This is a genomic window from Streptomyces sp. AC558_RSS880 (genome assembly GCF_019049255.1).
Lineage (GTDB): Bacteria > Actinomycetota > Actinomycetes > Streptomycetales > Streptomycetaceae > Streptomyces.
In genome coordinates, this window is sequence record NZ_JAGMUJ010000040.1 from 131,363 (window position 1) to 153,927 (window position 22,565).

At 70.6% G+C, this 22,565-nt stretch carries 17 protein-coding genes; 7 read left to right on the plus strand and 10 right to left on the minus strand.

Translation table 11 applies throughout. The annotated features are described in order from the left end of the window. Positions 1–30 precede the first annotated feature (30 nt). The 4 genes from KUM38_RS17490 to metH all read right to left on the minus strand — a co-directional run bounded on the left by KUM38_RS17490 (position 31) and on the right by metH (position 8,062). Complete coding sequence (locus KUM38_RS17490) at positions 31–1,614, minus strand: ABC transporter substrate-binding protein (protein ID WP_217130303.1); 1,584 nt, start codon at positions 1,612–1,614, stop codon at positions 31–33. 63 nt (positions 1,615–1,677) lie between these two features. Beyond that, the gene (locus KUM38_RS17495) at positions 1,678–3,285 is read right to left on the minus strand and encodes an ABC transporter substrate-binding protein (RefSeq protein ID WP_217130304.1); all 1,608 of its coding nucleotides are present in this window, start codon (positions 3,283–3,285) and stop codon (positions 1,678–1,680) included. 445 nt (positions 3,286–3,730) lie between these two features. Next, the gene (locus KUM38_RS17500) at positions 3,731–4,432 is read right to left on the minus strand and encodes an HAD family phosphatase (protein ID WP_217130305.1); all 702 of its coding nucleotides are present in this window, start codon (positions 4,430–4,432) and stop codon (positions 3,731–3,733) included. Between the two features lie 117 nt (positions 4,433–4,549). After that, positions 4,550–8,062, minus strand: a complete 3,513-nt coding sequence (gene metH, locus KUM38_RS17505; RefSeq protein ID WP_217130306.1) for a methionine synthase — start codon at positions 8,060–8,062, stop codon at positions 4,550–4,552. Between the two features lie 300 nt (positions 8,063–8,362). Here metH and KUM38_RS17510 point away from each other — a divergent pair, with 300 nt between their 5' ends. From KUM38_RS17510 to KUM38_RS17535, 6 genes are all read left to right on the plus strand, one after another. Next, a complete protein-coding gene (locus tag KUM38_RS17510; RefSeq protein WP_217130307.1) occupies positions 8,363–9,127 on the plus strand; it encodes an IclR family transcriptional regulator in 765 nt (254 codons plus the stop codon). A gap of 335 nt (positions 9,128–9,462) precedes the next feature. Further along, complete coding sequence (locus tag KUM38_RS17515) at positions 9,463–10,257, plus strand: MIP/aquaporin family protein (RefSeq protein ID WP_217130308.1); 795 nt, start codon at positions 9,463–9,465, stop codon at positions 10,255–10,257. 83 nt (positions 10,258–10,340) lie between these two features. Beyond that, on the plus strand, positions 10,341–11,879 hold the full coding sequence (gene glpK / locus KUM38_RS17520) for a glycerol kinase GlpK (protein WP_217130309.1): 1,539 nt from the start codon (positions 10,341–10,343) through the stop codon (positions 11,877–11,879). An 8-nt stretch (positions 11,880–11,887) separates the two neighbouring features. Next, positions 11,888–13,504, plus strand: a complete 1,617-nt coding sequence (locus tag KUM38_RS17525; RefSeq protein ID WP_217130310.1) for a glycerol-3-phosphate dehydrogenase/oxidase — start codon at positions 11,888–11,890, stop codon at positions 13,502–13,504. Between the two features lie 133 nt (positions 13,505–13,637). Further along, entirely contained in the window at positions 13,638–14,309 is a 672-nt protein-coding gene (locus KUM38_RS17530) for a FadR/GntR family transcriptional regulator (RefSeq protein ID WP_217130311.1), read from the plus strand. A gap of 162 nt (positions 14,310–14,471) precedes the next feature. Then, complete coding sequence (locus KUM38_RS17535; RefSeq protein WP_217130312.1) at positions 14,472–15,500, plus strand: PAC2 family protein; 1,029 nt, start codon at positions 14,472–14,474, stop codon at positions 15,498–15,500. A 54-nt stretch (positions 15,501–15,554) separates the two neighbouring features. On the opposite strand, the gene mshC is transcribed toward KUM38_RS17535, so the two are convergent. The 4 genes from mshC to KUM38_RS17555 all read right to left on the minus strand — a co-directional run bounded on the left by mshC (position 15,555) and on the right by KUM38_RS17555 (position 19,111). Further along, positions 15,555–16,784, minus strand: coding sequence for a cysteine--1-D-myo-inosityl 2-amino-2-deoxy-alpha-D-glucopyranoside ligase (mshC, locus tag KUM38_RS17540; protein ID WP_217130313.1), 1,230 nt, complete (start codon positions 16,782–16,784; stop codon positions 15,555–15,557). Between the two features lie 148 nt (positions 16,785–16,932). Then, positions 16,933–17,766, minus strand: a complete 834-nt coding sequence (locus KUM38_RS17545; protein ID WP_217130314.1) for an SCO1664 family protein — start codon at positions 17,764–17,766, stop codon at positions 16,933–16,935. Beyond that, positions 17,730–18,320, minus strand: a complete 591-nt coding sequence (locus tag KUM38_RS17550; protein ID WP_217130315.1) for a DUF3090 domain-containing protein — start codon at positions 18,318–18,320, stop codon at positions 17,730–17,732. Before KUM38_RS17550 ends, KUM38_RS17545 begins: the two co-directional genes overlap by 37 nt. Before the next feature lie 104 nt (positions 18,321–18,424). After that, complete coding sequence (locus tag KUM38_RS17555) at positions 18,425–19,111, minus strand: histidine phosphatase family protein (protein WP_217130316.1); 687 nt, start codon at positions 19,109–19,111, stop codon at positions 18,425–18,427. A 62-nt stretch (positions 19,112–19,173) separates the two neighbouring features. Between KUM38_RS17555 and corA the strand changes: the two genes are divergently transcribed. Next, the gene (gene corA / locus KUM38_RS17560) at positions 19,174–20,169 is read left to right on the plus strand and encodes a magnesium/cobalt transporter CorA (RefSeq protein WP_217130317.1); all 996 of its coding nucleotides are present in this window, start codon (positions 19,174–19,176) and stop codon (positions 20,167–20,169) included. A 75-nt stretch (positions 20,170–20,244) separates the two neighbouring features. Here corA and KUM38_RS17565 read toward each other — a convergent pair whose 3' ends face one another. Then, positions 20,245–21,033: a ferritin-like domain-containing protein gene (locus KUM38_RS17565; RefSeq protein WP_217130318.1), complete on the minus strand. Its 789-nt coding sequence runs from the start codon at positions 21,031–21,033 to the stop codon at positions 20,245–20,247. A 260-nt stretch (positions 21,034–21,293) separates the two neighbouring features. Beyond that, the gene (locus KUM38_RS17570) at positions 21,294–22,349 is read right to left on the minus strand and encodes an LLM class F420-dependent oxidoreductase (protein WP_217130319.1); all 1,056 of its coding nucleotides are present in this window, start codon (positions 22,347–22,349) and stop codon (positions 21,294–21,296) included. Positions 22,350–22,565 lie beyond the last annotated feature (216 nt).

Genomic DNA, 22,565 nt, shown 5'->3' on the forward strand with positions numbered 1-22,565 from the left:
GGAGGGCGCCCTCGTCGTACCGGTGCGGCGTCAGCTCTTGTTCAGCTCCCAGAACCGGAACACGGTCGAGGCGTCGAGGCAGTACTCCAGGCCGTACACGCCGTCCCGGACGACCGCGTACTGCTTGGCCTGCCAGAGCGGGAGGACGGGGATGTCCTCGGCGACGATGTCCTGGATCCGGCCGAACTCCTTGTCGGTGGCGGAGCGGTCGCTCTGGGCGGCCGTGCGCGGGAGGAGCGACTCGGTGATCGTGCCGGCGTCGTAGTTGTTGTCCAGCACGTTGCCCTCGCCGAAGAAGGGGCCGGTGAAGTTGTCGGCGTCCGGGTAGTCGGGCACCCAGCCCTTGACGTAGACGCCGTACTCGCCGGCCGCGATGTCCTTCTCGTACTGGGCGAAGGGGACCGACTCGACGTCGGCGTCGAAGAGTCCGCTGGCGTTGAGCTGTCCGGCGATCGCCTTCAGTTCCTGGTCGGTGGCCGGGCCGTAGCGGGACGGGGTGGACCACAGGGTCAGCTCCACCTTGCCGGTGATGCCCTCCTCCTCCAGTGCCGCGGCGGCCTTGGCCTTGGAGGGGCGGGCGCCGTAGGTGTCGAAGAAGGCGGTGTTGTGGCCGGCGATGCCGGCCGGGACGATCGAGTACAGCGGGCTGGCCGTGCCCTGGTGGACGTCCCGGACGAGGGCGTCACGGTCGATCAGATGGGCGAAGGCCCGGCGCACGCCGAGCCTTCCGGCGACCGGGTCGTCCATGTTGAAGACCAGGTGCTGGACCTCGGCGCTGCTGCCCTCGACGACCTCGGTGCCGCCGGTTCCGTCGTCGGCCCGCTCGATGTCGTTGATGGCCTCGGCGGTGAGGCCGCGGTAGGCGACGTCGACCTCGGCGTTCTGTACGGCCTTCTTCAGGGCGTTCTGGTCGCCGTGGAAGAACTCCAGGGTCACGCCGGAGTTCTTGGTCTCGGCGGTGCCCTGGTAGTGCTCGTTGACGGAGAAGACGGCACGGTCGTTGGTGAACGAGTCCAGCCGGTACGGGCCGGAGCCGACCGCCTCCCCGTCCTCGCGCAGTCCGTCAGCGTCGTACTCGCGGTGGTCGACGATGGCACCGGCGCCGGACGCGATCTTGCTGGGGAAGGTGGCGTCGGGTGTGTTGAGCTCGAAGACGACCGTCTTCTTGTCGGGGGTGCCGACCTCTTCCAGCGTGGGGAACATGACCGCGGGCCCCTCGGGGTCGTTGATCCTCAGCATGCGGTCGAAGGAGAACTTCACGTCCTTCGAGGTGAGGGGGTCACCGTTGCTGAACTTCAGTCCGTCCCGCAGGGTGCAGCTGTAGACGGTGGTGCCGGCGTCCGCGAAGCCGCAGCTCTCGGCGGCGTCCGGCTGCGGCTCGGTGGCTCCCTGGGGGAAGCTGAGCAGCGACTGGAAGACGTTGTTGAACAACAGCCAGGAGCCGGGGTCGTAGCCGGAGGCGGGGTCGGTGGACAGGACGTCGTCGGACATCCCCACCACGACGTCGGAGCTGCGGGCCCCGGTGTCGCCGCTCTCGGTGCCACAGCCGGTCAACAGGCCGGAGGCCAGCCCCGCCACGAGGGGCAGGACTGGCCACGGGTTACGCAAATTCACGTGCTATGCCTTGTCATTCTTACTGCCCGGACCGCGCCACCGGTCCGGGTTCGTGCGGTTTCGTCACTCGGTGACGCCGCGCGCGAGCTCCCACAGCTGGAGAGTCGAGGAGGAGTTGAGCGCGTAGGCGGTGCCGGTGACGCCGTCGCGTGCGGCGACGTACTGCTTACCCTGCCACAGCGGGATCAGCGGGACCTCGATGGCGACGATGTTCTGGATCTCGCTGAGGCTGTCGGAGGCGGACAGCCGGTCGGCCTGGCGGCGCGACTCCGGGATCAGCTCATTGATGATCTCGCTGTTGGCGTAGGGCGAGCTGAGGAAGTTGTCCTCGCCGAGGAAGGGGGCGGTGAAGGCGTCGGCGTCCGGGTAGTCGGGGAACCAGCCCATGCCGTAGACGTCGTACTTCTCGTTCTGAGCGGCGGTCTTGAACTTGTTCCAGGTCTCGCTCTTGATGTCGGTCTCGAACAGACCGCTGTCGTTGAGCTGCTTGCTCAGCTGCTCGAACTCCGACTTGGCGGCGGGGCCGTAGTGGTCGTGCGTGTAGTGCAGGGTCAGCTTCACCGGGGTGCTGACGCCGGCCGCCTCCAGCAGGTCGCGGGCCTTGGCCACGCTCGGCTCGCCGTACTTGTTGAAGAACGCGTTGGTGTGACCGGTGACGCCGGCGGGGACCAGCGAGAACAGCGGCTCGGCCTGGGAGCCGTAGACGTTGCCGACCAGCTCGCTGCGGTTGATGACCTGGGCCATCGCCTGGCGGACGGCCTTGTCCTTCACGGTGGGGGCCTCGGTGTTGAACGCCAGGTACCGGATCTCCAGACCGGGCGACTCGACCAGCTCGATCTCGTCGTCGGTGGCGTTGCCGAGCTCCTGGATCTGCTCGGGCGACATGGTGCGGGTCGCCATGTCGATGTCGCCCTTCTTCAGCGCCTCGCCCATGGCCTCGGAACTGTCGTAGGAGACCATCTCGACCTTGTCGTTGTTCACCTCCAGCGCGCCCTTGTAGGAGGAGTTCTTGGTGAAGGTGGCGCTGACCAGCGTGTCGCCCTCGACCTTGCCCTCGAAGGTGTACGGGCCGGAGCCGTCGATCTCGAAGCCCTCGCGCAGCGCGCCCTTGTCGTAGGCGTCCGCGTTGACGATGCCCGCGACCGGGGTGGACAGCTTGTACGGGAAGGTGGCGTCGGCGCTCTTGAGGTGGAAGATCACCTCGCGGTCGCCCTGCGTCTCGACGGTGTCGATGATGGACAGCAGCGCGAAGACACCACTGTCGCCCTTGAGGGAGAGGGCGCGCTCGATGGAGAACTTCACGTCCTCCGCGGTGATCGCGTCGCCGTTCGAGAACTTCAGACCGTCGCGCAGGGTGCAGCTGTAGCGCTCGTTGCCGGCGTCGGTGAATCCGCAGGACTCGGCGGCCTCGGGCACCGGCTCGCCGTCGCCGCGGGGCTGGACCATCAGGGTCTGCACGGTCTGCCGCAGGATGTTCCAGCTGCCGACGTCATAGGCCCAGGCCGGGTCGAGGGGCGCGGGGCCGTCCTCCTTGGATGCGGTGAACCGGTCCGTGGTGCCCACGACGATCGCTTCGCCGTCTCCGCTCCCGCCCTCGGTGTCGCCGCAGGCGGCGAGCACCGGCGCGAGCAGGCCCATCGCGGCCGCCAGCACCAAAGTCTTGCGGTTCATGCTCGAGTTTCTCCAGGACTGTCGACTCCGTGTATCCGGCACGCAGGGGTTGTCGCTGCGGATCACGGGGATGGGGGCGAGGTTCTCGCGATGACATTAGTCCGCGCCCGCAGGAGGGTTCGCAGCCGCCGGAGTTGAGGGCACATCACGCAGTGGAACCGGGTGTGAACGCACCGGTAAAGGCGACCGGGGAAGGATTGGTGCAGCTTCTCATGAATCGGGACACAAAGGCGCACCGACGACCCCCGAAATGGTGCGGAAAGCACAGGCGGACATCGTTGTCGACCCCCTTTCATGTGGTGAACCTCACATGTGAAAAGGGGCTCGGCGGCACCTGAATTCGGCCACCGGCAAGCGGGGCGAATTCTTTCGGGGGCACGCGACCGGGTCCGGGAAGCCGAGCGGTGGGAATTCCGGCGGTAACACCGCTGCGCTGGGTGAACGCCTAGCGCATTTCCGTCATCACACCGCGCAGGAATGCCAGGTCCACGACTTCCAGCGAGGGGACGACCGTCCGCCGGACGGCCGGCATGATCGGGCCCACCGACGGCACCGCGACGACCTGGCAGCCCGCCGCCTCGGCGGCGGCCACACCCGTCACGGTGTCCTCGACGACGGCGCACCGCACGGGGTCCACACCGAGCCCGGCGGCGGCCGCGAGATACGGGTCGGGGTGCGGTTTGGTGCGCGGCACCTCGTCGCCGGCGATCGACAGGGCGAAGTGCTGCGGTCCCAGCGTGGTCAGCACCCGGTCGATGATGCGCCGGTGGGAGGCGGAGACGAGCGCCGTGGGGATCTCGTACTCGGACAGTTCGGCGAGCAGCCGCGCGGCGCCCGGCATCAGCGGCAGGGCGTGGTCGATACGGTCCTCGAAGCCGTCGTTGAGCAGCACCGTCAGCTCGGGGAGGCCGATGTCGGCACCGGTGGCCTCGATGAGGAACCCCGCACTGCGGGTCATGGGGCCGCCGACCACGACATGGCGCCAGGAGTCGTCGAGGGTGTGGCCGAGGGAGGCGAAGACCTCGACCTCGACGTCCCACCAGAAGCCCTCGGTGTCCACCAGGGTGCCGTCCATGTCGAGGAACACGGCCTGCAGGGCCGAACCCTCGGCCGTCTGGGTTCCTAGCGCGGGGACCGTACTGGTCATCCACGTACCTCCTTCACAGGGACGACCAGGCCGGTTCCCACGGGGGGAACCGGCCTGCGGTGGATCGACAAGTGTACGTCGTGAGGGCCGCGAACGCCCGGTGCGGCCGGTGGGGCCTCAGCGGGCGTTGAAGTACTTGGCCTCGGGGTGGTGGATGACGATGGCGTCCGTGGACTGCTCGGGGTGCAGCTGGAACTCCTCGGAGAGCCGCACCCCGATGCGCTCGGGTTCGAGCAGGGCGGCGATCTTGGCGCGGTCCTCCAGATCGGGACAGGCGCCGTAGCCGAGGGAGAAGCGGGCGCCCCGGTACTTCAGGGCGAACATGTCCTCCATCGCGGCCGGGTCCTCGCCCGCGAAGCCGAGTTCGGAGCGCACGCGCGCGTGCCAGTACTCGGCCAGGGCCTCCGCCAGCTGCACGGAGAGCCCGTGCAGCTCCAGGTAGTCGCGGTAGGCGTTGGCCTCGAACATCCGGGCGGTCTCTTCGCCGATCCTCGATCCGACGGTGACCACCTGCAGGCCGACGACGTCGGTCTCGCCGGACTCCTCGGGGCGGAAGAAGTCCGCCAGGCACAGCCGGCGGCCGCGGCGCTGGCGCGGGAAGGTGAAGCGGGTGCGCTCGTTGCCCTGCTCGTCCAGGATGATCAGGTCGTCGTCCTTGGAGACGCACGGGAAGTAGCCGTAGACCACGGCCGCCTCCAGCAGGTTCTCCGTCTGGAGCCGGTCGAGCAGTCCGCGCAGCCTGGGCCGGCCCTCGGTCTCGGCCAGCTCCTCGTAGGTCGGCCCGTCACCGGTGCGGGCCTGCTTCAGACCCCACTGGCCCTTGAACAGGGCGCCCTCGTCGAGCCAGCTCGCGTACTCCTTGAGCTGGATGCCCTTGATGACACGCGTGCCCCAGAAGGGCGGAGCGGGGACCGGGTTGTCGGTGGCGACGTCGGAGCGGACGTGCCCCTCCTCGGGCCGCTCCTCGATCTCCACGGTGGCCGCGCGGACCCGGCGCTGCTTCAGTTCGGGCAGCTTCGCGCCGGGCACTCCGCGCTTGATGCCGATGAGGGCGTCCATCAGGCGCAGGCCCTCGAAGGCGTCGCGGGCGTAGCGGACCTCGCCCTGGTAGATCTCGTGCAGGTCCTGCTCGACGTAGGCGCGGGTGAGGGCCGCGCCGCCGAGGATCACCGGGTAGTCGGTGGCCAGGCCGCGCTGGTTGAGCTCCTCCAGGTTCTCCTTCATGATCACCGTGGACTTCACCAGCAGCCCCGACATGCCGATGACGTCGGCCTTGTGTTCGTCGGCCGCGTCCAGGATCGCGGAGACCGGCTGCTTGATGCCCAGGTTGACGACGTTGTAGCCGTTGTTCGACAGGATGATGTCGACCAGGTTCTTGCCGATGTCGTGCACGTCGCCGCGCACGGTGGCCAGCACGATGGTGCCCTTGCCGGCCTCGTCGGTCTTCTCCATGTGCGGCTCGAGGTGCGCGACGGCCGTCTTCATCACCTCGGCGGACTGGAGCACGAACGGCAGCTGCATCTGGCCGGAGCCGAACAGCTCACCGACCACCTTCATGCCGTCCAGGAGGGTGTCGTTGACGATGTCGAGGGCCTTGCGGGTCTGAAGGGCCTCGTCCAGGTCGGCCTCCAGGCCGTTCTTCTCGCCGTCGATGATGCGGCGCTTGAGGCGCTCCTCCAGCGGCAGCGCGGCCAGTTCCTCGGCCTTGCCCGCCTTCAGCGACTTGGCGGTGGCGCCCTCGAAGAGCGCCATGAGCTTCTGCAGCGGGTCGTAGCCCTCACGGCGCCGGTCGTGGATGAGGTCGAGGGCCGTGGTGACCTCTTCCTCGCTGAACCGGGCGATGGGCAGGATCTTCGACGCGTGCACGATCGCCGAGTCCAGGCCGGCCTTGACGCACTCGTCGAGGAAGACCGAGTTCAGCAGGATGCGGGCGGCCGGGTTGAGGCCGAAGGAGATGTTCGACAGGCCCAGGGTGGTCTGCACCCTGGGGTGGCGCTTCTTCAGCTCGCGGATGCCATCGATGGTGGCCAGGCCGTCCTTGCGGGACTCCTCCTGGCCGGTGCAGATGGTGAAGGTCAGGCAGTCGACGAGGATGTCCTCCTCCCGGATGCCCCAGTTGCCGGTCAGGTCGTCGATCAGCCGCTCGGCGATCTCGACCTTCTTCTCGGCGGTGCGGGCCTGGCCCTCCTCGTCGATGGTGAGCGCGATCAGGGCGGCGCCGTGCTCCTTGGCGAGCTGGGTGACCTTGGCGAACCGGGACTCGGGTCCCGCGCCGTCCTCGTAGTTCACCGAGTTGATCACCGCGCGGCCGCCGAGCTTCTCCAGCCCGGCCCGGATGACGTCGACCTCGGTGGAGTCCAGGACGACGGGCAGGGTGGAGGCGGTGGCGAAACGTCCGGCCAGCTCCTCCATGTCGGCGACGCCGTCACGGCCCACGTAGTCCACGCACAGGTCCAGCATGTGCGCGCCCTCGCGGATCTGCTCGCGCGCCATCTCCACGCAGTTGTCCCAGCGGCCCTCCAGCATCGCCTCGCGGAACTTCTTCGACCCGTTGGCGTTCGTCCGCTCACCGATCGCCAGGTAGGAGGTGTCCTGGCGGAAGGGCACGGCCTGGTAGAGGGAGGCGGCGCCGGGCTCCGGGCGCGGGTCGCGCTCCGCCGGGGCGAGGTCGCGCACCCGCTCCACGAGCTGCCGCAGGTGCTCGGGCGTGGTGCCGCAGCAGCCGCCCACCAGGGACAGGCCGTAGTCGCGGACGAAGTTCTCCTGCGCGTCCGCGAGCTCTCCCGGGGACAGCGGGTAGCGGGCGCCGTCCTTGGTGAGTTCCGGCAGGCCGGCGTTGGGCATGCAGGACAGCCGGATGCGGGAGTGGCGGGCCAGGTGGCGCAGGTGCTCGCTCATCTCGGCCGGGCCGGTGGCGCAGTTCAGGCCGATCATGTCGATGCCCAGCGGTTCCAGCGCGGTGAGCGCGGCGCCGATCTCGGAGCCGAGCAGCATGGTGCCGGTGGTCTCGACCGTGACCGACACGATCAGCGGGACCTCGAACCCGGCGGTCTCCATCGCGCGGCGGGCGGCGATCACGGAGGCCTTGGTCTGCAGCAGGTCCTGGGTCGTCTCCACCAGCAGCGCGTCCGCGCCGCCCGCGAGCAGGCCCTCGGCGTTCCGCTGGTAGGCGTCCCGGATGGCGGCGAAGGTGGTGTGGCCGAGGGTGGGCAGCTTGGTGCCGGGGCCCATCGAGCCCAGCACCCAGCGGGTGCGGCCGTCCCGCGCGGCGTACTCGTCGGCCGTCTCGCGTGCGATGCGCGCGCCCGCCTCGGACAGCTCGGCGACGCGCTCCGGGATGTCGTACTCGCCGAGGGCGGTGAGGTTGGCGCCGAAGGTGTTCGTCTCGACGCAGTCGACCCCGGCGTCGAAGTACTCGGCGTGGACCGAACGGACGATGTCCGGGCGCGTCAGGTTCAGGATCTCGTTGCAGCCCTCGAGGTCCTGGAAGTCCTCGAGCGTGGGGTCCTGGGCCTGGAGCATGGTGCCCATGGCTCCGTCGGCGACCACCACCCGGGTGGCGAACGCCTCGCGGAGGGCGGACACACGGGTCCGGCTGTCGGCGGAAGGGGTCTGCGGCAACGAGGCCATGAAAGGGGCTCCCTCTGGGTGCGACGGCTGTCGGCTTTGCGGCTGCCCGGGAATCCCCTCACGGAGCGTCCCCGGCTGGGCGCACCTCGCCAGGGTATCCGGGACCGCTCCCTGATGTTCAGGGCGTCCACGGGGCGGACCATGATGGCCGACAACCGACGTACGGAGTACGGGTGGCGGAACCGGTCACGACCGACCATTGGCGAGAGGTCGACATCGACCGGTAGTGTTCGACAATGCCGAACAGCGGCAGCGGCGCGTCGCGGGTCGACGGCCGAAGGGGACGGAGGCAGTACGGCGATGGCACGGAACATCCAGTCGCTCGAACGGGCGGCAGCGATGCTGCGGCTGCTCGCGGGCGGCGAGCGGCGGCTCGGCCTGTCGGACATCGCCTCGTCGCTGGGCCTCGCCAAGGGCACCGCCCACGGCATCCTGCGCACGCTCCAGCAGGAGGGGTTCGTCGAGCAGGACGACGCCTCCGGGCGCTACCAGCTGGGCGCCGAGCTGCTGCGCCTGGGCACCACCTATCTCGACGTGCACGAGCTGCGGGCGCGCGCCCTGGTGTGGACGGACGACCTGGCCCGCTCCAGCGGCGAGAGCGTCCACCTCGGCGTGCTGCACCAGCAGGGGGTGCTGATCGTGCACCACGTCTTCCGGCCGGACGACAGCCGGCAGGTCCTGGAGATAGGGGCCATGCAGCCGCTGCACTCCACGGCCCTGGGCAAGGTGCTGTCGGCCTACGACCCGGTGGCCCACAGCGAGGCCCTGGAGGCCGACCGCAAGGCCTTCACCGACCGCACGGTGTGCGACCCGGACGGCTTCGAACACATCCTCGACCTCACCCGCGCGCGCGGCTACGCGGCGGACGTGGAGGAGACCTGGGAGGGCGTCGCCGCCGTCGCCGCCCCCATCCACGACCGGCGGCGCATGCCGGTGGGCGCGGTGGGCATCACGGGGGCGGTGGAGCGGCTGCGCCGGGACGGCGAGTTGCGGCCCGAGCTGATCGCGGCGGTGCGGGACTGCGCCCGCGCGGTGTCGCGGGATCTGGGCGCCGGGCGGTTCTGAGCGGAACACCGAGGAGACCGGGGTGCCGTACGGCGTTCCGGTCACAGCCGTGCCCGGGGGGGCGGACATACGGGGCGCGAGCCGGTGCAACCGCCGCGAAGATCGACGACTCGGGACGATCGATAACGATCGCGTTTTCGACAACCAAACTCTTGACGCCCGGGGGGTGCCGGGAAAGACTCCCGTCCATCGGTCGGCATTGTCGAACACCTACCGGCAATACGAGTTAGAGTGTGACAACGCCAAGGGCCGGCATCGCTCTCACCCCTGAGGGCGCCAATCCCCGGTGGGACCCGGGGGTCGGCTTCCCTGGACGAAGGACAAAGGAGTCGCGGGTGTCCAGCTCCGACATCTTCATCGGCGAGACCATCGGTACCGCCATACTCATCCTGCTCGGCGGCGGCGTCTGCGCCGCCGTGACGCTGAAGGCCTCCAAGGCCCGTAACGCCGGCTGGCTCGCCATCGCCTTCGGGTGGGGCTTCGCCGTCATGACGGCCGTCTACATCGCCGGACCGCTCTCCGGCGCCCACCTCAACCCGGCCGTCACCGTGGCACTCGCCCTCAAGGACGGCGAGTGGAGCAACGTTCCGGTCTACTTCGCCGGAGAGTTCCTCGGCGCGATGATCGGTGCGGCTCTGGTCTGGGTGGCCTACTACGGCCAGTTCCTGGCCCACCTCACCGACAAGGAGATCGTCGGCGGTCCGGGCGCGCAGACCACCGCCGCCAAGGCGGTCGAGGCGCAGGAGAAGGGCGCGGGCCCGGTGCTCGGCGTCTTCTCCACCGGCCCGGAGATCCGGAACCCGGTGCAGAACCTCGCCACGGAGATCATCGGCACCTTCGTGCTGCTGCTCGCCATCCTCACCCAGGGCCTGAACGACGCGGGCAACGGCCTCGGCGTGCTGGGCGGCCTGATCACGGCGCTCGTCGTCGTCTCCATCGGTCTGTCGCTGGGCGGCCCGACCGGTTACGCCATCAACCCGGCCCGCGACCTCGGTCCGCGCATCGTGCACGCGCTGCTGCCGCTGCCCAACAAGGGCGGCTCCGACTGGTCCTACGCCTGGGTCCCGGTGGTCGGTCCGCTGATCGGCGGTGCCCTCGCGGCCGGTATCTACAACGTCGCCTTCGCCTAGTCGACCAGGTCGCCGTCAACGGCGAATGTTGTAGAAGCGCCGTACACACAGCCCCGTAACCAAGGAACTCCCAGGAGCACACAGTGACCGACGCCCACACCGCCGGCCCGTTCATCGCCGCCATCGACCAGGGCACGACCTCCTCCCGCTGCATCGTCTTCGACCGCGACGGGCGCATCGTCTCCGTCGACCAGAAGGAGCACGAGCAGATCTTCCCCAAGCCCGGCTGGGTCGAGCACGACGCCACCGAGATCTGGACCAACGTCCAGGAGGTCGTCGCCGGAGCCATCGAGAAGGCCGGCATCACCCGCGACGACATCAAGGCCATCGGCATCACCAACCAGCGCGAGACGACCGTGCTGTGGGACAAGAACACCGGTGAGCCGGTCCACAACGCCATCGTCTGGCAGGACACCCGCACCGACGCCCTCTGCCGCGAGCTCGGCCGCAACGTCGGCCAGGACCGCTTCCGCCGCGAGACCGGCCTTCCCCTCGCCTCCTACTTCGCCGGCCCCAAGGCCCGCTGGCTGCTCGACAACGTCGACGGCCTCAAGGAGCGCGCCGAGGCGGGCGACATCCTCTTCGGCACCATGGACACCTGGGTCATCTGGAACCTGACCGGCGGTGTGAACGGCGGCCACCACGTCACCGACGTCACCAACGCGTCCCGCACGATGCTGATGAACCTGCACACGATGCAGTGGGACGAGAAGATCGCCGAGTCCATCGGCGTGCCCACCGCGATGCTGCCCGAGATCCGCTCCTCCGCCGAGGTCTACGGCGAGATCACGGGCGGCAGGCTGGGCGAGCTGCTCGGCGGCATCCCGGTCGCCTCCGCGCTCGGTGACCAGCAGGCGGCCCTGTTCGGCCAGACCTGCTTCGCCGAGGGCGAGACCAAGTCGACGTACGGCACCGGCACCTTCATGGTGATGAACACCGGCGACAAGATCATCAACTCCTACAGCGGCCTGCTGACCACGGTCGGCTACCGGATCGGCGACCAGAAGCCGGTCTACGCCCTGGAGGGCTCGATCGCCGTCACCGGCTCGCTGGTGCAGTGGATGCGCGACCAGATGGGCCTGATCTCCACCGCCGCCGAGATCGAGACCCTCGCGCTGACCGTCGAGGACAACGGCGGCGCCTACTTCGTGCCGGCCTTCTCCGGCCTGTTCGCCCCGTACTGGCGCTCCGACGCCCGCGGTGTGATCGCCGGACTGACCCGGTACGTCACCAAGGCGCACCTCGCGCGCGCCGTGCTGGAGGCCACCGCCTGGCAGACGCGGGAGATCGCGGACGCCATGACGAAGGACTCCGGCGTGGAGCTGACCGCCCTCAAGGTCGACGGCGGCATGACCTCCAACAACCTGCTGATGCAGACGCTCTCGGACTTCCTGGACGCCCCCGTGGTGCGCCCGATGGTCGCCGAGACCACCTGCCTCGGCGCCGCCTACGCCGCCGGCCTGGCCGTCGGCTTCTGGAACAGCACCGACGACCTGCGCGCCAACTGGCGGCGGGCCGCCGAGTGGACCCCCCGCATGGACGCGGAGACCCGCGACCGTGAGTACAAGAGCTGGCTCAAGGCCGTCGAGCGGACCATGGGCTGGCTCGAGGACGAGGAGTAAGAACCGCCATGACCACCCAGTCCACCCTGCAGTCCGTGCCTGCCCTGGGGACGCGCCCGGCGTCCGGCTCGAACCCGAGCCGTGCCGAGACCCGGGAGCAGCTCTCCAAGGCGTCGTACGACCTTCTCGTGATCGGCGGCGGCATCCTGGGCATCTCCACCGCCTGGCACGCCGCGCAGTCCGGCCTCAGGGTGGCCCTGGTGGACGCCGGTGACTTCGCCGGCGCCACCTCCTCCGCCTCCTCCAAGCTGCTCCACGGCGGTCTGCGCTACCTGCAGACCGGCGCGGTGAAGCTGGTGGCGGAGAACCACTTCGAGCGCCGCGCGGTCTCCCGCCAGGTGGCCCCCCACCTGGCGAACCCGCTCACGTTCTACCTCCCCGTGTACAAGGGCGGGCCGCACGGCGCGGCGAAGCTCGGCGCCGGTGTCTTCGCGTACTCGGCGCTGTCCGCCTTCGGCGACGGCGTCGGCCACCTGCTCTCGCCGGCCAAGGCCGCGCAGGACGTGCCGGAGCTGCGCACCGAGAACCTCAAGGCCGTGGCCGTGTACGGCGACGACCAGATGAACGACGCGCGCATGGCGCTGATGACGGTCCGCGCGGCGGCCGAGTCCGGCGCGGTCGTCCTCAACCACGCCGAGGTGACGGGCCTGCGCTTCACCCGGGGCCGGGTCACCGGCGCCGAGCTGCGCGACCGGCTCTCGGGCGACGAGTTCGGCGTGAACGCCCGCCTCGTGCTCAACGCCACCGGCCCGTGGGTCGACCACCTGCGCCGTATGGAGGACCCGGACGCCGCGCCGTCCATCCGTCTGTCGAAGGGCGCGCACCTGGTCCTGAAGCGGACCTCCCCGTGGAAGGCCGCGCTGGCCACCCCCATCGACAAGTACCGGATCACCTTCGCCCTCCCCTGGGAGGACATGCTGCTGCTCGGCACCACCGACGAGGAGTTCGAGGGCGACCCGGCGGACGTCGCGGTCACGGAGAAGGACACCGCGCAGATACTCGACGAGGCCGCGTTCTCCATCCGCGACCAGCAGCTCGACCGTGACCTGATCACGTACGCCTTCGCCGGGCTGCGGGTGCTGCCGGGCGGCCCCGGGGACACGGCCAAGGCCAAGCGGGAGACCGTCGTCACCGAGGGCCGGGGCGGGATGCTGTCCGTCGCGGGCGGCAAGTGGACCACCTTCCGCCACATCGGCCGTACGGTGATGCGCAAGCTCCAGGAACTGCCGGGTCACCCGCTGGGCGAGGACTTCGAGCCGATCGCCTCGCTGCCGAAGAAGCTGCCGCTGCCGGGCGTGGCCAACCCCCGCGCGGTGGCCCACCGGCTGCTGGTCGACGGCCCGGCGCCCGGCCCGCGCATGGCGGCGGACACCGCCAGGCACCTGGCCACCCACTACGGTTCGCTGGCCTTCGACATCGCCCGCCTGGCCAACGACGACCCGGCGCTCGCCCGGCGCGTCCACCCGGACGCCCCGGAGATCTGGGCGCAGGTCGTCTGGGCCCGCGACCACGAGTGGGCCGAGACCGCGGACGACGTGCTGCGCCGCCGCACCACCCTGACGATCCGCGGCCTGGCCACGGACGAGGTCCGCGCCGACGTCCAGTCCCTGCTCGACAAGAGGTAACCCGCGGTCCCCCGGCTCCCCCGCACGGGAGCCGGTACCGGGTCAGGGGCGGCTCCGCACCGACGGAGCCGCCCCTGACCCGTTACATAATGGGCTGGATACATCGGAGGTCTGGTCCGCAGGGAGGCGCGGTATGGCAGTGACCGACGAGGCGATCGAGAAGATCAAGGGAATGATCGTCTCGGGTGCGCTGCGTCCCGGCGCCCGGCTGCCCAAGGAGAGCGAGCTCGCGGCCGAGCTGGGGCTGTCCCGCAACTCGCTGCGCGAGGCGGTGCGCGCCCTGTCGCTGATCCGCATCCTGGACGTACGGCAGGGCGACGGCACCTACGTCACCAGTCTCGACCCGCAACTCCTGCTGGAGGCGCTGAGTTTCGTCGTCGACTTCCACCGCGACGACACGGTCCTGGAGTTCCTCGCCGTGCGCCGCATCCTGGAGCCGGCCGCGACGGCCCTCGCGGCCACCCGGATCGGCGAGGAGCAACTGGACGCGCTGTCGGAGCAGTTGGACAGGCTCGGCGACGAACCGTCGGTGGAGGACCTGGTCGCCGCCGACCTGGAGTTCCACCGGGGCATCGTGCGCGGCTCCGGCAACTCCGTGCTGTGCTCCCTGCTCGACGGCCTGTCCGGCCCCACCACCCGGGCCCGGATCTGGCGCGGGCTCACCCAGGAGGACGCGGTCGGCCGCACCCTGCGCGAGCACCGGGCCATCCTGGCCGCTCTGCGGGACCGGGACGCGGAGGCGGCGCGGTCCTGGGCGACGGTGCACATCGCGAGCGTGGAGCAGTGGCTGCGGTCCACACTGTGAACGTCTCCTTCCGCCCCGGGGCCCCCGGACCGCCGAAGGGTGTTTCCCGGTGCCCGACGGGGCAGTGATGGGGGCACTCCCCCTGTGAGGGGGCTGCGGGCGCCCCGTGAGCACGCCGTAAGGTTGGGGCGTACGCGAGGGCACGTCGGAAGGAGGCGCTGGGTGATCGAGCTCGAGGGGGTTCCCGAGCTGGTCGACCCGGTCATGGTGGCCGCGTTCGAGGGCTGGAACGATGCCGGTGACGCCGCCTCCACCGCGGTCGCGCATCTGGACAGGGAGTGGAAGGGCGAGGTGTTCGCGGCGCTGGACGCCGAGGACTACTACGACTTCCAGGTGAACCGCCCCACGGTGTTCATGGAGGACGGCGTCCGCAAGATCACCTGGCCGACGACGCGGTTGTCGGTGGTCCGGGTCGGCGGCGAGAAGCCTCGCGATCTGGTGCTGGTCCGCGGCATCGAACCGTCCATGCGGTGGCGTTCGTTCTGCAACGAGATCCTCGGCTTCGCGCACGAACTCGGCGTGGAGCTGGTGGTCGTGCTGGGCGCGCTGCTCGGTGACACCCCGCACACCCGCCCGGTCCCGATCAGCGGGACCACGTCCGACCCGGACCTGGCCCGCCGCATGGACCTGGAGGAGACCAAGTACGAGGGCCCCACGGGCATCGTCGGCATCCTCCAGGAGGCGTGCACGCACGCGGGCGTGCCCGCGGTGTCGCTGTGGGCGGCGGTCCCGCACTACGTCTCGCAGCCGCCCAACCCGAAGGCCACGCTGGCCCTCCTCAACCGCCTGGAGGACCTGATCGACGTGCGGATCCCGCTGGGCGAGCTGCCCGAGGACGCGCGTGCCTGGCAGGTGGGTGTGGACCAACTGGCCGCGGAGGACAGCGAGGTGGCCGAGTACGTCCAGACGCTGGAGGAGGCCCGGGACACCGCCGAGCTGCCGGAGGCGTCGGGCGAGGCGATCGCCCGCGAGTTCGAGCGCTACCTGCGGCGCCGTGACGGGGCGTCGGGTCCGCCCGGCGGGCACGCCACGGCCGACGGCTCGGACGGTACGTCGTACCGGCGGGAGGGCCCGGGCGGGCGCACCCGCCCGCCGAGGCCGCCGAAGCCGGAGACGGACTCCGACCCGGGCTCGGACTCGGGCCCGGACTCGGGCCCGGACTCGGGCGGCGATGATTCGTCGGAGGACTGAACACGAAGGGGCGCCCTGTTTCTGAACGGGGCGCCCCTTCGTCGTGGTGTCCGGTTACAGCGCCACGCCGAGCAGCGCGTCCACCGCGCGGGAGACGACGCCGGGCGCGCCGGTGTCCGTGCCGCCGCTCTCCTCCTGGAGCACGGTCCAGCGGTCGACGGCGGCCAGCGCGGCGGGGGCGTCCAGATCGTTGGCCAGCGCCTCGCGGATCTCCTCGACCAGCGCCTCGGCGGGCGGGCCGTCGGGGCGGGAGACCGCGGCACGCCAGTGGCCGAGGCGGGTCACGGCGTCCTGGAGGACCTGGTCGGTCCACTCCCAGTCGGCGCGGTAGTGGTGGGCGAGCAGCGCCAGCCGGATCGCCGCCGGGTCCACGCCCTCGCGCCGCAGCGCGGACACGAAGACCAGGTTGCCCTTGGACTTGGACATCTTCTCGCCGTGCAGGGCGACCATGCCGGCGTGGACGTACGCCTTGGCCATGGGGAACTCGCCGGTGAGCGCCTGGGCGTGCGAGGCGCCCATCTCGTGGTGCGGGAAGACCAGGTCGGAGCCGCCGCCCTGGACGTCGAAGCCCATGCCGAGGTGGTCGAGGGCGATGGCCACGCACTCGATGTGCCAGCCGGGGCGGCCCCGGCCGAGGGAGCCGCCGTCCCAGCTCGGCTCGCCCTCGCGGGCGGCCATCCAGAGCATCGGGTCGACGGGGTTCTTCTTGCCCGGACGGTCCGGGTCGCCGCCGCGTTCGGCGGACAGCAGCCGCATGGCGGCGGCGTCGAGGTTCGAGACCTGGCCGAAGTGCGGGTCGGACTCGACGGAGAAGTAGACGTCGCCGTCGATCTCGTAGGTCGCACCGAGGTCACGCAGCCGTTCGACGAGGGGGACGATGCCGGGTATCGCCTCCACGGCGCCTATGTACTGGCGCGGGGGCAGCATCCGCAGGGCCGTCATGTCCTCGCGGAACAGCGCGGTCTCGCGCTCGGCGAGCTCGGCCCAGTCGAGGCCGTCCCGCTCGGCCCGCTCCAGCAGCGGGTCGTCGACGTCGGTGACGTTCTGGACGTAGTGAACCTGCCGCTTGGTGTCGAGCCACACGCGCTGCACGAGGTCGAACGCGTTGTAGGTCGCCGCGTGTCCGATGTGGGTGGCGTCGTAGGGGGTGATGCCGCAGACGTAGATACGGGCGACGGGACCGGGGGCGGAGGTGATCAGGCCTCCGGTCGCGGTGTCGTGGATCCTCAGGTCGCGGCCCTGACCGGGCAGGGCGGGGACCTCGGAAGCGGGCCAGGCATGCATGTCATGAGCCTAACCGGACCGCGGTTCGGAAAACGAACGGGAGCAGGCCGGATGACCGGGAAGGCGCTCTTGCGCCGCGCCGTCCGGTGTGCTGCCGGTCCCGTTCCGGACGGGCTGCCGTCTCGTTCCGGACGGGCTGCCGTCTCGTTCAGACCGGGGGCCAGGGGATGGCCGGCCAGTCGCCGCCCGGCTGCGGGTGGGTGCCGGTGGTGAGGAGGGTCTCGACGCGTGTACGGGTGGCGTCGATCTCCGCGCGGGTGATGAGGGGGGTCAGGGCGGCGGTGAGGGCGCCGGTGCCGGTGAGGGCCGTTCTGAGGCCCTCGAGGACGTCCAACGCCTCCGCGGTCAGGGGCTCACCCGCCCAGCCCCACAGCAGGGTGCGGAGCTTGTCCTCGGCGTTGAAGGTGACCCCGTGGTCGATGCCGTACAGCAGGCCCTCCGCGGTGGGCAGCAGATGCCCGCCCTTGCGGTCGGCGTTGTTGATCACCGCGTCGAGGACCGCGAGCCGGCGCAGCCGCTCGTCGTCGGCGTGCACGAGCAGCGCGGTGCGGCCCTCACCGACCTCGGCGAAGCCGACCGCCTTCCAGCCCGGCTCCGGCTCCTCGCCGTCGACCAGGGCGAGGAGTTCCGCGCCGGGCGCCGTCTCGATCCACAGTTGGCACATGCCCTCGCCGTAGGGGCCGTCGCGGAGCACGGTGGGCGGGACGAGGCCCCAGCCGGTCGCCTCGGAGACCGCGTACGCCGCGACCTCGCGCCCGGCGAGCGTGCCGTCGGGGAAGTCCCACAGGGGCCGCTCCCCGGCGACCGGCTTGTAGACGCACGCGGCTTCCCGGCCGTCGTACGTCACGGTGCAGTACAGCGCCGCGTTCGACGCCTCGCGGATGCGTCCGCGCACGGTCAGCTCGCCCTCGGCGAGCAGCGCCGCGGCGGCCGGGTCGGCGGCCGTCACGCTCCGCGGCGGTATCCGTTCTGGCGCGGACATACGTGTCCTTCCGGGTCGAGCGGGAGGCTGCACAGCGGGCACGGCGGCCGCCCGGCGTTGACGACGTCGAGGGCGCGCTTGGCGAAGGCCCGGGCCTGCGCGCCGGTGAGCCGGACGCGGAGCATCGGGGGCCCGTTCTCCTCGTCCTGGAGCAGCCGCTCCTCGGCCTCGGCGAGGTCCTCCTCGGAGTCGGCGTCCAGTTCGACGAGCGCCTGCGCCTCGACGATCATGCGCTGCTCCTCGCCGTCCCAGGCGAGCGCCATGGTGCCGACGCGGAACTCCTCCTCCACGGGGGTGTCCAGCGGGGCGCTGTCGGTGATCTCGGCCGGCGTCATCGCGGGCACCGCCGCGCTGCCGCCGCTGCGGCGCACGACCTCGTCGAGCAGTTCGTCCATCCGCTCGGCGAGCGCCGCGACCTGGGTCTTCTCCAGAGCCACGCTGGTCACCCGGGAGCCGGCGGAGGCCTGGAGGAAGAACGTACGGCGCCCTGGCAGCCCGACCGTACCGGCCACGAAACGTTCCGGTTGGTCGTAGAGGAACACCTGACGGGACACGTCCTGTCTCCATTGAGAGTCGTGGTGGGCGGTGGGGGGGGACGGGCGGCTGGTCGAAACGGGGACGCACTGCTGCGACCGCTTCACCCTACTGCGCCCGACGATCACGGTGCGCCCGCGTCGCCCCCGACCGTGGCGTCGTCGGCCGGCGGTTCCTCGCGCGGCGCCAGGGACGCGAGGTCGCCGGTGTCGCCGAGGCGGACGAGAAAAGGACGCAGCCGTGTGTAACGGATCGCGGTGATGGAACACGGTTCAACGGAAATCCGCTGGAAGAGGTCGAGATGAAGTCCGAGCGCGTCCGCGACGAGAGACTTGATGATGTCGCCGTGCGAGCACATGAGGTACACGGCGTCGGCGCCGTGATCGCGCTCCACGCGCGCGTTCCACTCGCGCACCGCCTCGGCGGCGCGCGTCTGCATCGCGCGCATGGACTCCCCGCCGGGGAAGGCCGCCGCCGACGGGTGCGCCTGCACCACCTCCATCAGGGGCTCGTCCTTGAGTTCGGCGAGTTTGCGGCCCGACCAGTCGCCGTAGTGGCACTCGCCGATGCGGTCGTCGGTGTGCGGGGTGAGGCCGGGACGGGCGTCCAGCAGCGGCCGGAGGGTCTCCCGGCAGCGCTGGAGCGGGCTGGTGACGATCTCGGCCAGCGGCAGCTCGGCGAGCCGTCCGGGAAGTGCGGCGGCCTGGGCGGCGCCGCGGTCGTCGAGGGCGACGCCGGGCGTCCACCCGGCGAGCAGTCCCTCGGTGTTGGCGGTGGAGCGTCCGTGCCGGACCAGGAGCAGCGTGGGCATGCGGCCCAGGGTAGGCGCACCCGCGGGTGCGGTGTCCGTGAGAGGAAGGGAGAAAACGCTTCGTGATCGTCGACTGTGCCATCTACCGGGAGGGGCATCGGTCGGAGGGGCCCCACGACTTCTCCGACGCGCTGGACGAGGCGCGGTCGGCCGGGGGGTTCGTCTGGATCGGGCTGCACGAGCCGACGGCGGACGAGTTCGACCTGGTCGCGCAGGAGTTCAGCCTGCACCCGCTGGCGGTCGAGGACGCCCTCAAGGCCCATCAGCGGCCCAAGCTGGAGGTGTACGACGACTCGCTCTTCGTGGTGCTGAAACCGGTCGGGTACGAGCCGCGGAGCGACACCGTCTCCTCCGGCGAAGTCATGATCTTCCTCGGTGACTCCTTCGCCGTGACCGTACGGCACGGGGAGGACGCGCCGCTCGGGGCCGTGCGGCGGCGGCTCGAGCGGGAGCCCGAACTGCTGGGAGAGGGGCCCACCTCGGTGCTGTACGCGGTCGCCGACGCCGTCGTCGACCACTACCTGGACGTGGCGACCGAACTGCAGACCGACCTGGAGGAGCTGGAGACGGAGGTCTTCAGCCCCGACAGCGGGGGTTCGCGGTACACCGCGTCCAAGATCTACAACTTCAAGCGGCAGATCCTGGAGTTCCGCCGCGCGACCGGGCCGCTGGCGCTGCCGATGACGCGGCTGGCGGGGGTCGGCACGTACGGGGGGAAGGTGCCGTTCGTGGAGGACCGGGTGCGGCCCTTCTTCCGTGACGTGCACGACCACCTCACCCGGGTGAACGAGTCCGTGGAAGGGCTGGACCGGCTGGTCTCGGACATCCTCTCGGCGCATCTGGCGCAGATGAGCGTGCGGCAGAACGACGACATGCGGAAGATCTCCGCGTGGGCGGCCATGGCCGCGGTCCCCACGATGATCGCGGGGATCTACGGGATGAACTTCGAGCACATGCCGGAGCTGCGGTGGGAGTGGTCGTATCCGGTGGTGATCCTGGTGATGGTGGGGCTGGAGGTGCTGCTGTTCCGCCTGTTCAAGCGGCGGGGGTGGATGTGAGGGGCTGGGCCGGTGTCCGGTGTCCGGTCACGCGAACCCCGGTTCCGGGTTCGCCGGCCTGGTGCCCCCGTGCGGTCACGCGAACTTCGGCTCCGGGTTCGCCGGGCCGCCGAGCGCGTTGCGGCGGTCGGGCATCCTGAGGGAGACCATGCGGCGCCAGCCGCCCAGGCGTTCGTACGCGTACACCGCGTGGATGCCTGCCGCGAGGACCGCCGCCTTGGGGGCGGGCCAGCCGAGGATGCGGCCCATGTGGGCCATCACCGCCAGGCTGACGTCCCGGTAGACGCGGATCTCCGCGAGCGCGCACTCGCGCAGGGTGCGCTGGATGGCGCGGCCGTGTCCGGCGTACGCGAAGCGCAGCAGTTCCTCGTGGCAGTAGGCGAGGTGGTTGTCCTCGTCGTCGGAGATCATCCTGACCGCGCGGCCGAGGTCGGGGTGGTCGGAGAAGTGCTTGCGCAGCAGGTCCATCTGCTCGGAGGCGCGTTGTTCGGTGACCCTGCTGTGGGCGAGGTAGGTGACGATGTCCTGGACGGTGAGGGGCTCGTCGCGCTTCAGCCGGCCGTGGGCCAGGCCGATGCCGCTGTTCTCGAGGAGCATCGTGTAGTCGGTCTCCGGGGGGACCGGGACGGGCTTGAGGCCGCGCTTCTTCATCAGGGCGTTGAAGATGCGGCCGTGCTTGTCCTCGTCGGCGCCGTGCCTGGTGATCTTGGGGGCGAGTTCGCGCTGGGTCTCGGGGACCAGCGCGGCGATACGGGCGTTCTCCCAGCCGCCCTGGGACTCGCCGCTCGCGGCGATGGAGCAGAACAGGGCGAAGGACTCGTCGTTGTCGAGGATCTCCTGGAACAGACTCTTGGCCGAAAGCATGGTGGGCCACCTCTCCGCAGGCTTCCGCTCTCCGCGGGCTTTCTGCTCTCCACGGGCTTCCGCGGCTCCGAAGTTCCGCAAAGAACGAGTCAAGTGCGCGGGACGGGTGGCGGCAACAGGTATGCCCGGCAACTCCGCCAAAAGGAGTACGGGAGAAGGGCGCGGGAGCGTAACCGGGTGGGTCGGCGGACGTTGTGGTGGGTGACGGACGTCACGGCCGTGGCGGGGTGGCCCCCGAGCCCCCACCACGGCCGTGAGGTCTACGCGAGACCCGCGCGTTCCAGGGCTTCGGTGCCGGCGCGGAGCGATGCGAGGCGCTCGTCGAGCGTGAAGCCGGCCGGGGCGAGGGTGAGGGTGGTGACTCCCGCGGTGGCGTAGGCCTTCATCCGGTCGGCGATGCGGTCGACGGAGCCGAGGAGGGTGGTCTTGTCGATCAGGTCGTGCGGGACGGCGGCGGCCGCGCCCTGCTTGTCGCCGGTGAGGTACTTGTCCTGGATCTCGGCGGCCTCGCGTTCGTAGCCCATGCGCCGGGCGAGCTGGTTGTAGAAGTTCTGCTTGCGGCTGCCCATGCCGCCGACGTACAGCGCGGTGTAGGGGCGGAAGGTGTCGGCGAGGGTGGTGACGTCCTTGTCGTCGCCGACGGCGAGGGGGACGGTGGGGCAGATGTCGAAGCCGTCGAGGGTCTTGCCGGCCTTCTCGCGGCCCGCGCGGAGGTGCTTGACGGCGGTGTCCTCGAGGTGGTCGGCGGAGGGGAAGATCAGCAGGGCGCCGTCGGCGATCTCGCCGGTCTGTTCGAGGTTCTTCGGGCCGATGGCGGCGATGTAGAGGGGGATGTGCTCGCGCTGGGGGTGCACGGTGAGCTTGATGGGCTTGCCGGGGCCGCCGGGGAGGGGGAGGGTCCAGTGTTCGCCGTCGTGGGTGAGGCGTTCGCGGGTCATGGCCTTGCGGATGATCTCGACGTACTCGCGGGTGCGGGCGAGTGGCTTGTCGAACTTGACGCCGTACCAGCCCTCGGAGACCTGGGGGCCGGAGACGCCGAGGCCGAGGCGGAAGCGGCCCTGGGAGAGGGAGTCCAGGGTGGCGGCGGTCATCGCCGTCATGGCCGGTTGACGGGCCGGGATCTGGAAGATGGCCGAGCCTACGTCGATGCGGTGGGTCTGGGCGGCGACCCAGGTGAGGACGGTGGCGGCGTCGGAACCGTAGGCCTCCGCGGCCCAGCAGACGGCGTATCCGAGGCGGTCTGCCTCCTGGGCCACGGCGAGGTTGTCCGCGTCCATTCCGGCACCCCAGTAGCCGAGGTTGATCCCTAGCTGCATGGCGGCTCTCCCCTTACCGATGAGTAACGTCGCTTGTGCGGAGACCTTATACCTCCGGTGGTCGGGTGGGATGCCTGCGGCGCAGCGTTCGGCTTCGGTGGGGCGGGCGTAGCGCCCGCGACCGCGGGCAGTCGTGCCTCCCCCAGTGCCTTAAGGGCCTGGGAGGTACCCCCAGGGCGGCACGGGTGGGCGCGACGGCACCCCGCAAGCGCCGGG

Coding starts and splice junctions, on each gene's coding strand:
- metH (WP_217130306.1), bottom strand. CDS start 8,062: ATGGCCTCGTTGCCGCAGACCCCTTCCGCCGACAGCCGGACCCGTGTG.
- KUM38_RS17510 (WP_217130307.1), top strand. CDS start 8,363: ATGGCACGGAACATCCAGTCGCTCGAACGGGCGGCAGCGATGCTGCGG.
- KUM38_RS17530 (WP_217130311.1), top strand. CDS start 13,638: ATGGCAGTGACCGACGAGGCGATCGAGAAGATCAAGGGAATGATCGTC.
- KUM38_RS17495 (WP_217130304.1), bottom strand. CDS start 3,285: ATGAACCGCAAGACTTTGGTGCTGGCGGCCGCGATGGGCCTGCTCGCG.
- KUM38_RS17565 (WP_217130318.1), bottom strand. CDS start 21,033: ATGCTTTCGGCCAAGAGTCTGTTCCAGGAGATCCTCGACAACGACGAG.
- KUM38_RS17545 (WP_217130314.1), bottom strand. CDS start 17,766: ATGTCCGCGCCAGAACGGATACCGCCGCGGAGCGTGACGGCCGCCGAC.
- KUM38_RS17525 (WP_217130310.1), top strand. CDS start 11,888: ATGACCACCCAGTCCACCCTGCAGTCCGTGCCTGCCCTGGGGACGCGC.
- KUM38_RS17555 (WP_217130316.1), bottom strand. CDS start 19,111: ATGCCCACGCTGCTCCTGGTCCGGCACGGACGCTCCACCGCCAACACC.
- KUM38_RS17570 (WP_217130319.1), bottom strand. CDS start 22,349: ATGCAGCTAGGGATCAACCTCGGCTACTGGGGTGCCGGAATGGACGCG.
- mshC (WP_217130313.1), bottom strand. CDS start 16,784: ATGCATGCCTGGCCCGCTTCCGAGGTCCCCGCCCTGCCCGGTCAGGGC.
- KUM38_RS17500 (WP_217130305.1), bottom strand. CDS start 4,432: ATGACCAGTACGGTCCCCGCGCTAGGAACCCAGACGGCCGAGGGTTCG.